Consider the following 13,722-nt stretch of genomic DNA (forward strand, 5'->3'; position numbering starts at 1 on the left):
CACGCTTTGCAGGGCATGGAGGCCCTGTCAGTAATCGAAATACGGTAATCTCCGGCGTAGTTCCAACGCGGGTTTTTCCGCCGCTTTCGCCATCGCCTCCGCAATCTCCGCACACTCCGCCAGTCCCTGAACGAAGGGATGGTCGTGCATCAGCCACGGTATCGCGCCAAACGCGATCCTCCCGCACACCGATTCAGGCGCTTTCAGGGTGTAATCCTCGCTAATATCGGGGATCTCGTCACCTGTCGCCTGCAGTTGTTTGCGCAGGGTGGGAAAAGGCAGATCTTTTGTTCTGAGGGGCTTTTGCCCGCGGGCATCGATAAACACGTCGAAGTGATAAGTGTTGTCTTCAGTCGCGATCGCCGTCTGCGCGCTACCGATATCCAGCGTGTAATCATCTCCTAACGCGGCAACGCTGATGATCCCGGCCTCGCGCAGTGCCAGCAGCCGGCGGATGGACTGCGGCGGAATGGCGGCATAGTTGTCGATAAACACCCGCGCCAGTCCCTGTTTGAAACGTTCCCTGTCCTGCTCATTAAGATGCGGCACGATCTCCTGAACTACCTCGTGCAAACGAAGTACGGTGTAGCGCCAGGGCACCGTTCGCCGTTCACGTTTGTTGCGTTCGACTTCATTCAGATTGGCTTCTGCCCAGCTAAACGGGCCGTGCTGCTTACGATCTTCAAACCAGGCCTCGCGAAGGGTGTCCGCATCCAGCATGCGCAGCCCGATTTTCTCGCACCATGTTGGATCGGCGAGTTCCAGCTCTTTCACCATCAGGGCGAAGATACGATCGAGCAGCCCGTCCGGTCCTTTGGCGATTTCGCTTTCAACGACAAATTCAGTCAATACCGACAGCGGCTCGTAAGGAATAGGGCAGTAAAAATCGGCCTCAGGCAGAATACCCGTCCGGGACATCAGGACTATTTTTAACGCCTCGCTGCCTTTATCCAGCATAAATTTGTCGTCAACAAACGCGCCATGCTGCATAACAACCGCCATCGCGGCGTCCAGCCCGCTTAAGGACGTCCCCATAATCCCCACCCGACAGGCGGGGATGTCGGCGTCCATCAAACCGGACCAGGGGCTCGGAAAGAAGGTGCGCGTAGCCTCGTCCTCTTCAGGCCAGACGTGGCCGGTGGCGATGACGGCAAGATCGAAGCGTTCAGGAAAGAGGCTGTCATTTACCGAAAGCGTGACGCCGTCTTTGTCGGTGGCGATATCCGTTACTTCGGCTGACTCATGGATGTCGACCTGAAATCCCAGCCTGCGGGCCTCTTTTACCACCGTGAGAAAGCTGTCGCGAAAATACTCCCCCAGCAGAATACGGGGCAGAAATTGCCGGTCGTGCAGTGAGGCTTTTTCGACGTGAAAACGGGCCAGATGGCTTTCACTCTGCTCTTTTAACCAGTCGAGGTAGGTCATAAAAACGGGCGGGATTTCAATACTGGCAATATTCGCCAGCATCAGACGCGAGTTTTCATCAACACGGTAGGGCATACCCACGCCTGCCTCATCGGCTTTTTCAAAGACGGAAACAGCCAGTGGTGTTTTATTTTTCAGTAGCGCGTAAAAGGTGTAAATCCCTGTGGGGCCGGAGCCGATAATGGCGATTTTTTTCATCGACACTGTTCCTGCTTTTTTTGTCATATGAAAAGCGTAGCAGGAGAAAACGTAAAAAATCAGGCGATTGGGATTATTCAGACTACGAGAAGAGGATTTGCACCATTTCAGGACTGAAATGGTGCGTCCGAGTGGACTCGAACCACCGACCCCCACCATGTCAAGGTGGTGCTCTAACCAACTGAGCTACGGACGCAGAATGGTGCGTTCAATTGGACTCGAACCAACGACCCCCACCATGTCAAGGTGGTGCTCTAACCAACTGAGCTATGAACGCAACGTGTTGTCGGTGACAACGGGGACGAATATTAGCGGCACAGCACCGCAGTGGCAAGAGGCAAAATGCATTTTTCTCTCTGATTTCACGCGATTGCTTCATTACCGCGCAAAGTGAAGAGAAAGTAGCCGCCAGCTGGCGGCTACTGCGTATTTAACGTGCGGCGCGCTGCAAAATTATCGTTGATGGCTGGCGCTGCAGGAAGCGCATGCGCAGCATCATCATGATGGCCGCAGAGGTCAGACCGATGATAAAGCCCATCCAGAATCCGGCAGGACCCATGCGATCAACCACCAGATCGGTGAGGGCGAGGATGTAACCACACGGCAGACCCAACACCCAGTAGGCGATGAAGGTGATAAAGAAAATGGAGCGGGTATCTTTATAACCACGCAGTACGCCGCTGCCAATCACCTGGATGGAGTCGGAGATCTGGTATACCGCCGCCAGCAGCATCAGATGCGATGCCAGCATCACCACTTCCGGGTTGTCATTGTAGAGCAGGGCAATTTGCTCACGCAGTGCGACGGTAAAAAGCGCGGTACAGACCGCCATACAAACCCCCACACCCAGCCCGGTACGCGCAGCCGTTTGTGCATCCAGGGTTGAGCCTTGCCCGAGACGGAAGCCGACGCGGATGGTGACCGCCGCCGCCAGCGACATTGGCAGGACGAACATCAGTGAGCTGAAGTTCAGCGCAATCTGGTGTCCGGCCACGTTCACAATGCCCAACGGGGAGACCAGCAGGGCGACCACGGCAAACAGGGTCACTTCAAAGAACAGTGCCAGTGCAATAGGCAGTCCCAGCTGTACCAGACGCATCATGATGTTCCAGTCCGGCGTGCTGAATGAACGCTCGTTACGGATATCACGCATGGAGCGGGCGCGTTTAACAAAGGCGAGCATACTGAAGAACATCACCCAGTACACCGCCGCCGTCGCCACGCCGCAGCCAACGCCGCCAAGCTCGGGCATGCCGAAGTGACCGTAGATAAAGACATAGTTCACCGGAATGTTGACCAGTAAACCGATAAAGCCCATAACCATCCCCGGCTTGGTTTTTGCCAGGCCTTCGCACTGGTTACGCGCCACCTGGAAAAAGAGGTAGCCCGGTGCCCCCCAGAGCAGGGCGCGCAGATATCCCACGGCCTTGTCAGCCAGAGCCGGGTCAATATTATGCATGGCGCGAATGATATGACCGGCGTTCCACAGCACCACCATAATCAGCAGTGAGACAAAACCCGCCAGCCAGAACCCCTGACGCACCTGATGAGCGATGCGCTCACGTCGACCGGAGCCATTTAGCTGAGCGATAACCGGCGTGAGTGCCAGCAGCAGGCCGTGACCGAAGAGAATGGCCGGAAGCCAGATAGAGGTTCCGATTGCCACGGCGGCCATATCGGTGGCGCTGTAGCCACCTGCCATTACCGTATCCACAAATCCCATTGCGGTCTGGGCCACCTGCGCGATGATCACCGGGATAGCCAGTGCCAATAATTGCCGCGCTTCATTCATGTACTTCTGCACGTGAACACCTTTGTATTGTTGTTATTTGAGAGACTAAAAAAGCCGCCATAACAGGCAGCAAGAAGAAAAAGCAGAGGGGGTGTCAGCTATTGTAGCGGGCTTTAACTAATTATCTAGTGAAAAAATCGCCAGAAAATGCGCTCCTCTGGCAACCTGTATTTCCAACTGTTATTGTGGTGGGATTAAACGGTGTCACCACCGTCCGGAAAAAACAGGAGTTGTAAGCATGTTTACTGGTATTGTGCAGGGCACCGCCAAAGTGGTGTCCATTGATGAAAAACCTAATTTCCGTACCCACGTTGTTGAGCTGCCGGAATATATGCTGGATGGCATCGAAACCGGTGCCTCGATTGCGCATAACGGTTGCTGCCTGACGGTGACCGAAATTAACGGCAATCAGATTAGCTTTGATTTGATGAAAGAGACGCTGCGTATCACCAATCTGGGCGAACTGGTGGTGGGCGATACCGTAAACGTAGAGCGTGCGGCGAAGTTCAGCGATGAAATTGGTGGTCATCTGATGTCGGGCCATATCATGACCACCGCCGAAGTGGCGAAAATTGTCACCTCTGAAAATAATCGTCAAATCTGGTTTAAAGTGCAGGATCCGGCATTGATGAAATACATCCTGTATAAAGGGTTTATTGGTATTGATGGGATTAGCCTGACGGTCGGAGAAGTGACGCCGACGCGTTTTTGCGTGCATTTAATTCCGGAAACGCTGCAGCGTACGACGCTGGGCGCGAAAAAACTGGGGCAGCGTGTGAATATCGAGATCGATCCGCAAACCCAGGCAGTCGTGGATACCGTGGAGCGCGTGCTGGCGGCAAAAGAGGCGGCCATAATAAAGGCCACGGAAGAAGAATAAAAAAATAACCCCGGCAATCCGGGGTTATTTTTTATCGCGGTACACGCAAACCGTGTTCAATCCCGCGGCTAAAGACCACCTGCCAGAGCTGAATATCACGCGCCCGGAACGCACCGGCGCAGGCATTCAGATAATAGCTGAACATGCGTTTAAATCGTTCAGAATAGTTGTCTGCAATCTCAGGCCACGCTTGCTGGAAACGCTCATGCCAGGCCATCAGGGTCGTGTCGTAATCCGCGCCGAAGTTATGCCAGTCTTCCATGATGAAATGGCCTTCACTGGCGTTGGCAATCTGGCGGACTGAAGGCAAACAGCCATTCGGAAAGATGTATTTATTGATCCACGGGTCAACGTTATTGTCCGTGCGTTTAGAGCCTATGGTGTGCAGCAGGAAGATGCCGTCCGGTTTTAAATTACGATCCACCACCTCAAAATAGGTGTCGTAATTTTTCGGCCCGACGTGCTCAAACATGCCCACGGAAACAATGCGATCAAACTGTTCGTTGAGGTCGCGATAGTCCTGAAGACGGATATCGACGTCCAGACCCTGACAGCGTTCCCGGGCCATTTTTTGCTGCTCGGCTGAAATGGTGACGCCGACTACGCTGACGCCATAATGCTTCGCCATAAAATACGCCAGACCGCCCCAGCCACAGCCAATATCCAGAACGCGCATACCGGGCTGTAACTGTAGCTTCTCGCTAATCAGCCGCAGCTTATCCTGCTGGGCCGCTTCAAGGGTGGTCGCCTCTTTCCAGTAGGCGCAGGAGTATTGCATGAAGGGATCCAGCATGCGGCTGAACAAATCGTTACCGAGGTCGTAGTGCTCTTTACCCACTATCCACGCCCGTTTTTTACTTTGCAGATTGAACAAACGGGCGGAAGCGACGCGCAACGTATCTTTGATATTGCGTGGGAGCTGGTTCTCCAGACCGGCGCGCAACACGCTGGCAAAGAAAATATCCAGCCGCTCGCAATCCCACCAGCCATCCATATAGCTTTCGCCCAGCCCTAACGATCCCTCGCGCAGCACGCGTTTAAAAAAATCGGGATGTTTGACCTGCGGATCGGAGGGTGAAGATCCGTTGATAGTGATGCCTGCACGACCTAACAGTTCACTGACGATCCGGGACCAGTTATCGTCCGGAACGCTGACTTCTTCTATACACGATGAACTCATAGCTTCTCCATCACCTTACTGTGATCAGAACCTTCAAACAGCGTAGACGCTTTTTATGGTTTGTGAGAAATCTCACGGTAAATACCGCGAGGCTAGTATCCGACGTAGAACAGAGGAAGGGAGATATCCCTTGCCGAAATGCCTTCCATGGTAAAACGGGAGCACTCCGGCTCCCGTTAACACTTAATATTTATCGTATTTAATCGAACCAAATTTAGTATAGGCCTCAAAATTTGGTGATTCAATAGAAAATTCTTAGCAACCTAATCACTGAAATATCACATATTTTCCGCAGTGACTACGCATGCGAGGTTTCCGGCTGCGTGGGGCTATCAAGCTCACGTTGCGCGGCTGATTGCATGCGATATCCCATCACGGCCAGCACAACGGTCGCCAGCATCACGCTGGTGGTGGTCAACAGCGGCGTGGCAATCAGCGCTGAAACCACCAGGCTTGCCAGGAAGCACAGACCCAGCTGCAGGGTATTTTGCAGGGCAGCGGCACGACCTGTCGCCTGCGGGAAAGGACGTAACGCCTGTGCTACCACGATAGGGTAAATGGCGCCGTTAGCCACTGCCATCACGCAGAACGGAATCAATATCTCTACCAGGCCGACGCCCGGAATAAAACCGACAGCCCAGGTGGCGATCACACTCAGAGCAAAGAGCACCAGCAGCCATGGCAGCATCTGCTGACCTTCCCATTTCTGCAGTGTCGCACGGCAGCCGTATCCGCCCAGCAGGAAGGCGATGGTCTGCGGGACATAGCTCAGGCCAATGGCGGCCGGGCTGTATCCCATATCGTGCAGAATAAAGGGCGAACCGGTCAGCCACGCGAAGAAACTCGCCGAGCAGGCGGCATAGACCAGGACATTACCACGATACGCTTTGGCGCTCAGAAGGGAGAGGAACGTGATCGGTTTGGCGTCAGCATGCGCCTCTTTTTTATGCGCCGGCTTGAGGGCAAACGCCGGCAGCATCAGTACCAGCGTGATGGCAAACAGCGTGGCGAAGATAGCCTGCCACTCGAAATGCACCAGGATCCAGCTGCCCAGCAGGGGAGCGAGGGCGGGTGACAGGCCAACCAACGGCATAATAGTGGCGAAAATGCGGTTGGTGCGGTTGGCCGGGTAGTAGTCGGTAACAAGGGCCTGCCAGGTCACCGCTGCCGCACAGACGCCGACGGCTTGCACAAAGCGCAGCACCAGCAGCCAGGTCGCATCGCGTACCCATAACATTCCCAGACAGCCGACGGCAAAAATGCCCAGGCCCAGTAACAGCACCGGTTTACGCCCAAAGCGATCGGAGAGCGGGCCCCAGAGCAACTGTGCAATGGCAAAGCCCGCGAGGAACAAACTCAGGCTGGCGCTGATGGCCGCAGCAGGGGTTTGTAAATCTGCCTGCATCGCCGCAAACGCGGGCAGGTACATATCGGTGGCCAAAAAGCCCAGCACGCTCAAACCGCCGAGCCAGACTAAAAATCCATTCCTGGGTTGCATTGTTTTATTCTCCTTGAGGAGGCAGGTAGACACTGGCGCAGAGTGTAGGGAGTGCAAAGCGGGTTGTGAAACGCTAATATTTGGCTAGTGCATTCAAATTTTTTGCAGGCAGAAAATGTGGTCAGATTATTCTCTTGAAGTTGTCGATGCTGTCGCACGAAACGGCAGTTTCAGCGGTGCCGCACAGGAGCTACACCGCGTTCCCTCCGCGATAAGCTACACGGTACGTCAGCTCGAAGAGTGGCTGGCTGTGCCGCTGTTTGAACGACGTCATCGCGATGTGGAATTAACGCCGGCAGGGGCGTGGTTTTTGAAAGAAGGGCGTTCTGTTATCAAAAAAATGCAGATCACCCGTGAACAGTGTCAGCAGATCGCCAACGGCTGGCGCGGGCATCTCTCCATTGCCGTGGATAACATCGTCAAACCCGAGCGCACCCGGCAGATGATTGTGGATTTCTATCGTCATTTTTCAGACGTTGAACTTCGCGTCTCGCAGGAGGTGTTCAACGGCGTCTGGGACGCGCTGGCGGACGGCAGGGCAGAGATGGCGATTGGGGCGACCCAGGCGATCCCCGTCGGGGGACGCTATGCGTTTCGTGATATGGGCATGTTGAGCTGGAAATGTGTGGTGGCAAGCGATCATCCCCTGGCTGCCATGGAGGGGCCGCTGAGTGACGACACGCTGCGCAACTGGCCGTCGCTGGTGCTGGAAGATACCTCGCGCTCGTTGCCAAAACGTATTACCTGGCTTCTGGATAATCAGCGGCGGGTGGTGGCGCCGGACTGGGAGTCCTCCGCGACCTGCCTCAGTGCCGGGCTGTGCGTCGCGATGGTGCCAGTGCATTTCGCTAAGCCGAGAATCGATACCGGTGAATGGGTCGAACTGACGCTGGAGAATCCGTTCCCGGATGCGGCCTGCTGCCTGACGTGGCAACAAAATGACGTGTCGCCCGCCATGGCGTGGTTACTGGATTACCTGGGAGACAGCGAAACGCTTAACCGGGAATGGTTACGGGAGCCAGCGTAACTGGCTCCGTACAGCGATTAACGACGGTAGTCGCGGAACGGACCATCCGCAACGGAACGGCGTTCGATAAGACGCGGGTGGACTTCAATCGACTGCGACTCTTCACGTTTGTTGACGATCCTGTCCATCAGCATATTGAAGGCCGTTTCACCCAGGGAGTCTTTCGGCTGGTGGATGGTGGTCAGCGCTGGGGTAAAGAAGCGCGCGTTGCGCACGTTGTCATAGCCGATCACGGAAATATCCTGCGGCACGCGCAGGCCCAGCTCATCGGCCGCACACAGGGCCCCCATCGCCATGATATCCCCGCCGCAGAACACCGCCGTTGGACGATGCGGCTGGGAAACGATCTGCTGCATGGCGCGGTAGCCCGATTCCGGCTCAAAGTCGCCCTGCACGATCCAGTTTTCCGGCACGGTGATCAGCGCTTCTTCCATCGCCTTCATAAATCCGGCCAGACGGCCAGCACCGGTGTTGCGCTCAAGCGGCCCCGGGATCACGCCAATTTCACGGTGACCGCGTTCAATCAGATAGCGGCCCGCCATATAACCGCCTTCAAAGGCGTTATCGATGACGGAGTCGGTAAAGTCGGCGCGCGCTTCGCCCCAGTCCATCACCACCATTGGGATATGACGATACTCTTCCAGCATGGAAAGCACGGACTCCGGATACTCGGAGCACATCACCAGCAGGCCATCCACACGTTTTTGCGCCATCATCGACAGATAGGCGCGCTGTTTTTCAATGTTGTTCCACGCGTTGCCGAGGATCAGGGTATAGCCTTTCTGGAAGCAGTTTTTCTCAACCGCTTCGATGATTTCGGCAAAATAGGCCGCTTCACTGCTGGTCGCCAGCAAACCAATAGATTTGGTGTGATTAACTTTAAGACTGCGCGCAACGGCACTCGGCGAGTAGTGCAGCTCTTTGATTGCCGCCCAGACGGCGTTGCGCGTCTCTTCCGCCACGAAGCGGGTTTTGTTAATTACATGTGATACGGTTGTAGTGGAAACGTTTGCGCGTTTTGCTACGTCTTTAATTGTTGCCATTAAATGTCACTCCAGACCATATCCTAAACTCCTGAAAACCTTGAAGGTAAACGTTTGCCTTCTCTCACCCTTATCACGCAATCTTGAATTGCGGCACGCCAGGAAAACGACACGGGACGTCAGGAGGGGGTCAATGGCCGGTACGCTAATAAATTTAGCGTGGAATTTTGTCCTATCTTGATGAAAAGGGGAAGAGCTAAAGTGGTTATCCGTTTAAATCCGGGAAGATTTTTGACGTAAATTGTGTAAAAATGAGCAAGCTCACTTTTCGTGGGGGGATTAAAAGGAGAAAAATTGATGAGTTCCGATCTGAAGTTTTCGCTGTTCACCACCATTATTGTGCTGGCGCTGATTGTTGCCGCGGGTCTGACGGCTGCACTGCACTGATTTACGCGGAGGGGGCGTTCGCTCTCTCCCGCTTCCCCTGATTGTTACATCTCCGGCAAAAATCTTTTGCCAATTTGTTAACTTCTCATTTTTTGTGATTAATGTCATGCTTTCGCCTTCTTTGTTCTGTGTCACGACCTGACACGGCATCCGGAGTTGACGCATGAAAATCAATTTTCCCCTGCTGGCCCTGGCGATTGGCGCTTTTGGGATTGGCACTACTGAATTCTCCCCGATGGGGCTCTTACCGGTTATCGCCCGCGGTGTGGACGTCTCTATCCCTGCAGCCGGGATGTTAATCAGCGCCTATGCCATTGGCGTAATGGTTGGTGCTCCGCTGATGACGCTGTTGCTTTCCCACCGCGCTCGCCGTAACGCGCTGATTTTCCTGATGGCTATCTTTACCCTCGGCAATGTGCTCTCCGCCATTTCGCCGGATTACACCACATTGATGCTGTCCCGCATTCTGACCAGCCTTAACCACGGTGCCTTCTTTGGGCTGGGGTCGGTGGTTGCCGCAAGCGTGGTGCCCAAACACAAGCAGGCGAGTGCCGTGGCAACCATGTTTATGGGCCTGACCATCGCCAACATTGGCGGTGTTCCTGCGGCGACCTGGCTGGGAGAGGTCATTGGCTGGCGTATGTCGTTCCTCGCAACCGCCGTACTGGGCGTTGTCGCGATGGTGGCGTTGTTCTTCTCCCTGCCGAAAGGCAGCGCTGGTGAGCGGCCTGAGGTACGTAAAGAGCTGTCGGTACTGATGCGCCCGCAGGTGCTCTCGGCGCTGCTTACTACCGTGCTGGGTGCCGGGGCGATGTTTACCCTTTACACCTATATTTCGCCGGTGCTGCATGACATCACTCACGCGACGCCGATCTTTATCACCGCGATGCTGGTGCTGATTGGCGTGGGCTTCTCGATTGGTAACTATCTGGGCGGGAAATTTGCTGACCGCTCCGTGAGCGGAACGCTGAAGGGTTTTCTGACCCTGCTGATTGTCATCATGGTTGCCATCCCATGGCTGGCGCGTAATGAAGTTGGCGCGGCCATTGCGATGGTCGTCTGGGGGGCGGCCACCTTTGCCGTGGTTCCGCCGCTGCAGATGCGCGTAATGCGCGTCGCGCATGAGGCGCCGGGCCTCTCCTCGTCAGTGAATATTGGTGCGTTCAATCTGGGCAATGCGCTCGGTGCCGCAGCGGGTGGTGCTGTGATTTCGGGTGGTCTGGGATACAGCTTTGTGCCGGTGATGGGGGCCATTATTGCCGCGCTTGGCCTGCTGTTAGTGATGATGTCGGGTCGTAAACAGCCTGAAGCGGCCTGTGCTGCCGAATAAAAAAACGCAGAAGGGGAAACCCCTCTGCGTCTCTCTTACGCGGCGAAGTTCTTCGCCACAAAGTCCCAGTTAACCAGTGCCCAGAAGTGCTCCAGGTAGTTAGGACGCGCGTTACGGTAATCAATGTAGTACGCGTGTTCCCAGACATCCACGGTCATCAGCGGAGTCGCGCTGGTGGTCAGTGGTGTACCCGCGTTAGACGTGGAGACGATAGCCAGTTTGCCATCGGCCTCTTTTACCAGCCATGTCCAGCCAGAACCGAAGTTTTTGATTGCGGCATCGGTAAATTTCGCTTTGAACTCCGCAAAGCTGCCAAAGGCGGCGTTAATCGCAGCAGCCAGTTCACCGGTCGGCTCGCCGCCCGCATTTGGTGCCAGGCAGTGCCAGTAGAAGGTGTGGTTCCACACCTGAGCAGCGTTGTTGAATACGCCACCGTCTGAACTGCGGACGATCTCTTCCAGCGTTTTGCCTTCAAAATCGGTGCCCTTGATCAGGTTGTTGAGGTTGGTGACATAGGTCTGGTGATGTTTGCCGTAATGATATTCCAGGGTTTCCGCAGAAATGTGCGGTGCCAGGGCGTCTTTTGCATACGGTAGTGCAGGTAATTCGAACGACATTGCTTCTCTCCTTATTGTATTTTGTGTTGCCAATAACCACACAGACAACAAGGACAGGATAGCAAATTGAAAGGGTATGCAAAAGAGGAACTTACCCTGCCGTGGTGACGGCAGGGCAGGGTTCAGCGGATGGTTTTCGGTGTCATGACGCGGCGTGCGCCGACGTAGTGACGCACCCAGTAGTCTTCGCTAAGCGAGGTGATCTGAATGTCCTGACCGCTTCGTGGCGACTGAATAAACTTCCCGTTACCCACATACACGCCGACGTGATCAGCCGTACCGCGACCCTGAGTGCGGAAGAAGACCAGATCGCCATTTTGCAACTCGCCACGGTTAACGGGGGCGGCGTCGCGCAGGTGGTACATTTCATTGGCGGTGCGCGGAATGCGGAATTTCACCAGATCTTTATAGGCGAAATACACCAGCCCGCTGCAGTCAAAACCGGTGCGGGGAGAAGTGCCACCCCAGCGATACGGTTTGCCAATTTGCCCCATCAGCTTATTCATCGCCGTTTTTTGCGCTTTCTGTACCCGAACCTTATGCGCGTCGGCAATTTTCGTCACTTTCGTGCATTTGGCTTTATGCCCTTTGCGCGTGGTGCATTTTTCCGTTACGAGGTTGGCAGCAGTTTGTGAGGCTTTACGTTTCGATGCGAGGGCAGTGCGGGAAGATGTTGATTTCGATTTGCTGGAGGCGGTCTTTTTCGTTTGAGCAGTTGTTTTTTTCTTTTCGTTCTTACTGGTGGTCTTTTTTTTACGTTCTGTGGTTTTTGCCAGATGCGTTTTTTGCACAGCAGAGTGCCGCGCCTGTTGAGAGGCGTTTGCCGCTGGCGTGAAAGAGAGTGATGTAAACAGTAAAGCACAGAGCGTGATCGAGATTTTATTTATCCGCGCCACTGGGCAGTCCCCTGATTAATGCAGGTCATCAATAATACCCGCGTATGATTTACAAAGCCCGTCGATTCTAATCCATAAAAACCCGAGAAGTTAATAGCATTTTTCAATCTAAAAACCTGTTTCGTTAGCAAGTGCAAAAAAATTCATCGATTTGTCGCACAATTGTTCACGCCCTAAGCAAAACCCTGCCTGCCGCAGGGTTAAGCACCATTTACAATGCAACTTTTCCCCACTCGCGATAAAATAGCTATACGTGACAAAAATGTTATTTTCCGATGCCAGTCTGAACCGCTACAATGTCAGACTAATGCCGTAACAGAAGTTAAAGGAAGCAAGACATGAGCACCACTATTGAAAAAATCCAGCGCCAGATCGCTGAAAACCCGATTCTGCTGTATATGAAAGGTTCTCCGAAGCTGCCAAGCTGTGGCTTCTCCGCGCAAGCGGTTCAGGCGCTGTCTGCCTGTGGTGAACGTTTTGCTTACGTTGATATCCTGCAGAACCCGGACATCCGCGCTGAGCTGCCAAAATACGCTAACTGGCCGACGTTCCCGCAACTGTGGGTCGACGGTGAACTGGTTGGCGGTTGCGATATCCTGATTGAAATGTATCAGCGCGGCGAACTGCAGCAGCTGATCAAAGAGACGGCGGCGAAGTACAAAACGGAAGAGCCTGACGCGGAGTAATTTTCTGCGCAAATAAAAAAGCGACCTTAAGAGGTCGCTTTTTTTATTCTTCGCTGTCGCCCATCGGCAGCGGCCAGCCGCCCAGACGCTTCCAGCGGTTGACGATCTCACAGAACAATTCTGCGGTGCGCTCCGTGTCATACAGAGCGGAATGGGCCTGCGTGCCGTCAAACTCAATCCCGGCGGTGATACAGGCTTTTGATAACACCGTTTGTCCGAGCGCCAGGCCGCTCAGTGCGGCGGTATCAAAGGTCACAAACGGGTGGAAAGGGTTACGCTTAAGAGAGGCTCGCTCGGCGGCAGCCATGGTAAAGCTGTGATCGAACGTGGCGTTATGCGCCACCATAATGGCGCGGCTGCAGTTACTCTCTTTCATGCCTTTACGCACCATTTTAAAAATGGCATGCAGCGCGTCATATTCACTTACCGCACCGCGCAGTGGGTTATGCGGGTCGATGCCATTAAATGCCAGCGCCTCTGGCTGCAGGTTTGCGCCTTCAAAGGGTTCAACGTGGAAATGCAGCGTGGTGTCCGGTGTAAGCCAGCCCTGTTCATCCATCTTCAGCGTGATGGCGGCAATTTCAAGCAGCGCATCGGTTTTAGCGTTAAATCCGGCTGTTTCGACATCAATGACAACAGGATAAAAACCACGAAAACGGTCGCACAGACCGGTAAGTTGAGCGTTATCGGACATCAGGGTCTCTTACAAGGGAAAAAAGCAGAGCGCATTATGGCAAATTTTGGCGGGGGATGCAGTAAAACA

General features: G+C 54.3%; 13 protein-coding genes and 2 tRNA genes. 5 read left to right on the plus strand and 10 right to left on the minus strand.

The window, feature by feature from the left end:
• Nucleotides 1-27: 27 nt before the first annotated feature.
• The 4 genes from ACTJJI_RS05745 to mdtK all read right to left on the minus strand — a co-directional run bounded on the left by ACTJJI_RS05745 (nucleotide 28) and on the right by mdtK (nucleotide 3,427).
• Entirely contained in the window at nucleotides 28-1,623 is a 1,596-nt protein-coding gene (locus ACTJJI_RS05745; RefSeq protein WP_163280963.1) for an FAD-NAD(P)-binding protein, read from the minus strand.
• Nucleotides 1,624-1,742: 119 nt separating this feature from the next.
• Nucleotides 1,743-1,819, minus strand: a tRNA-Val gene (locus ACTJJI_RS05750).
• A gap of 4 nt (nucleotides 1,820-1,823) precedes the next feature.
• Nucleotides 1,824-1,900, minus strand: a tRNA-Val gene (locus ACTJJI_RS05755).
• 153 nt (nucleotides 1,901-2,053) lie between these two features.
• Nucleotides 2,054-3,427 (minus strand): MdtK family multidrug efflux MATE transporter, encoded by a 1,374-nt coding sequence (gene mdtK, locus ACTJJI_RS05760; RefSeq protein WP_014831613.1) that lies wholly within the window; start codon nucleotides 3,425-3,427, stop codon nucleotides 2,054-2,056.
• 226 nt (nucleotides 3,428-3,653) lie between these two features.
• On the opposite strand from mdtK, the gene ACTJJI_RS05765 reads away from it, so the two are divergent.
• The gene (locus tag ACTJJI_RS05765) at nucleotides 3,654-4,295 is read left to right on the plus strand and encodes a riboflavin synthase (protein WP_014831614.1); all 642 of its coding nucleotides are present in this window, start codon (nucleotides 3,654-3,656) and stop codon (nucleotides 4,293-4,295) included.
• A gap of 31 nt (nucleotides 4,296-4,326) precedes the next feature.
• Here ACTJJI_RS05765 and cfa read toward each other — a convergent pair whose 3' ends face one another.
• Together cfa and punC are read right to left on the minus strand one after the other, a co-directional pair.
• Nucleotides 4,327-5,475 carry a cyclopropane fatty acyl phospholipid synthase gene (gene cfa, locus ACTJJI_RS05770; protein WP_014831615.1) on the minus strand — a complete coding sequence of 383 codons (1,149 nt, stop codon included), beginning with the start codon at nucleotides 5,473-5,475 and terminating at the stop codon, nucleotides 4,327-4,329.
• Nucleotides 5,476-5,773: 298 nt separating this feature from the next.
• Nucleotides 5,774-6,973 (minus strand): purine nucleoside transporter PunC, encoded by a 1,200-nt coding sequence (gene punC / locus ACTJJI_RS05775; RefSeq protein ID WP_440653383.1) that lies wholly within the window; start codon nucleotides 6,971-6,973, stop codon nucleotides 5,774-5,776.
• A 115-nt stretch (nucleotides 6,974-7,088) separates the two neighbouring features.
• Here punC and punR point away from each other — a divergent pair, with 115 nt between their 5' ends.
• On the plus strand, nucleotides 7,089-8,000 hold the full coding sequence (gene punR, locus ACTJJI_RS05780) for a DNA-binding transcriptional activator PunR (protein ID WP_046887900.1): 912 nt from the start codon (nucleotides 7,089-7,091) through the stop codon (nucleotides 7,998-8,000).
• A gap of 17 nt (nucleotides 8,001-8,017) precedes the next feature.
• Here the strand turns inward: punR and purR are convergent, their stop codons facing one another.
• Nucleotides 8,018-9,043 (minus strand): HTH-type transcriptional repressor PurR, encoded by a 1,026-nt coding sequence (gene purR / locus ACTJJI_RS05785; protein WP_013096929.1) that lies wholly within the window; start codon nucleotides 9,041-9,043, stop codon nucleotides 8,018-8,020.
• Between the two features lie 297 nt (nucleotides 9,044-9,340).
• Between purR and cydH the strand changes: the two genes are divergently transcribed.
• Together cydH and ACTJJI_RS05795 are read left to right on the plus strand one after the other, a co-directional pair.
• Nucleotides 9,341-9,430 carry a cytochrome bd-I oxidase subunit CydH gene (gene cydH, locus ACTJJI_RS05790; protein ID WP_014831618.1) on the plus strand — a complete coding sequence of 30 codons (90 nt, stop codon included), beginning with the start codon at nucleotides 9,341-9,343 and terminating at the stop codon, nucleotides 9,428-9,430.
• A gap of 163 nt (nucleotides 9,431-9,593) precedes the next feature.
• Nucleotides 9,594-10,760 (plus strand): MFS transporter, encoded by a 1,167-nt coding sequence (locus ACTJJI_RS05795; RefSeq protein WP_046887902.1) that lies wholly within the window; start codon nucleotides 9,594-9,596, stop codon nucleotides 10,758-10,760.
• 35 nt (nucleotides 10,761-10,795) lie between these two features.
• Here ACTJJI_RS05795 and sodB read toward each other — a convergent pair whose 3' ends face one another.
• Complete coding sequence (gene sodB / locus ACTJJI_RS05800) at nucleotides 10,796-11,377, minus strand: superoxide dismutase [Fe] (RefSeq protein WP_029882771.1); 582 nt, start codon at nucleotides 11,375-11,377, stop codon at nucleotides 10,796-10,798.
• A gap of 122 nt (nucleotides 11,378-11,499) precedes the next feature.
• Entirely contained in the window at nucleotides 11,500-12,273 is a 774-nt protein-coding gene (locus tag ACTJJI_RS05805) for a C40 family peptidase (protein WP_014831621.1), read from the minus strand.
• A 338-nt stretch (nucleotides 12,274-12,611) separates the two neighbouring features.
• Between ACTJJI_RS05805 and grxD the strand changes: the two genes are divergently transcribed.
• Nucleotides 12,612-12,959 (plus strand): monothiol glutaredoxin 4, encoded by a 348-nt coding sequence (grxD, locus tag ACTJJI_RS05810; RefSeq protein ID WP_003832760.1) that lies wholly within the window; start codon nucleotides 12,612-12,614, stop codon nucleotides 12,957-12,959.
• Nucleotides 12,960-13,002: 43 nt separating this feature from the next.
• Here the strand turns inward: grxD and rnt are convergent, their stop codons facing one another.
• Nucleotides 13,003-13,653 carry a ribonuclease T gene (gene rnt, locus ACTJJI_RS05815; RefSeq protein WP_046887904.1) on the minus strand — a complete coding sequence of 217 codons (651 nt, stop codon included), beginning with the start codon at nucleotides 13,651-13,653 and terminating at the stop codon, nucleotides 13,003-13,005.
• Nucleotides 13,654-13,722: the final 69 nt, after the last annotated feature.

Origin of the sequence: Enterobacter sp. 22466 (genome assembly GCF_052044775.1) — a bacterium.
Lineage (GTDB): Bacteria > Pseudomonadota > Gammaproteobacteria > Enterobacterales > Enterobacteriaceae > Enterobacter > Enterobacter dissolvens.

Coding starts and splice junctions, on each gene's coding strand:
- ACTJJI_RS05745 (WP_163280963.1), bottom strand. CDS start 1,623: ATGAAAAAAATCGCCATTATCGGCTCCGGCCCCACAGGGATTTACACC.
- ACTJJI_RS05765 (WP_014831614.1), top strand. CDS start 3,654: ATGTTTACTGGTATTGTGCAGGGCACCGCCAAAGTGGTGTCCATTGAT.
- cfa (WP_014831615.1), bottom strand. CDS start 5,475: ATGAGTTCATCGTGTATAGAAGAAGTCAGCGTTCCGGACGATAACTGG.
- punC (WP_440653383.1), bottom strand. CDS start 6,973: ATGCAACCCAGGAATGGATTTTTAGTCTGGCTCGGCGGTTTGAGCGTG.
- punR (WP_046887900.1), top strand. CDS start 7,089: ATGTGGTCAGATTATTCTCTTGAAGTTGTCGATGCTGTCGCACGAAAC.
- purR (WP_013096929.1), bottom strand. CDS start 9,043: ATGGCAACAATTAAAGACGTAGCAAAACGCGCAAACGTTTCCACTACA.
- cydH (WP_014831618.1), top strand. CDS start 9,341: ATGAGTTCCGATCTGAAGTTTTCGCTGTTCACCACCATTATTGTGCTG.
- ACTJJI_RS05795 (WP_046887902.1), top strand. CDS start 9,594: ATGAAAATCAATTTTCCCCTGCTGGCCCTGGCGATTGGCGCTTTTGGG.
- sodB (WP_029882771.1), bottom strand. CDS start 11,377: ATGTCGTTCGAATTACCTGCACTACCGTATGCAAAAGACGCCCTGGCA.
- grxD (WP_003832760.1), top strand. CDS start 12,612: ATGAGCACCACTATTGAAAAAATCCAGCGCCAGATCGCTGAAAACCCG.
- rnt (WP_046887904.1), bottom strand. CDS start 13,653: ATGTCCGATAACGCTCAACTTACCGGTCTGTGCGACCGTTTTCGTGGT.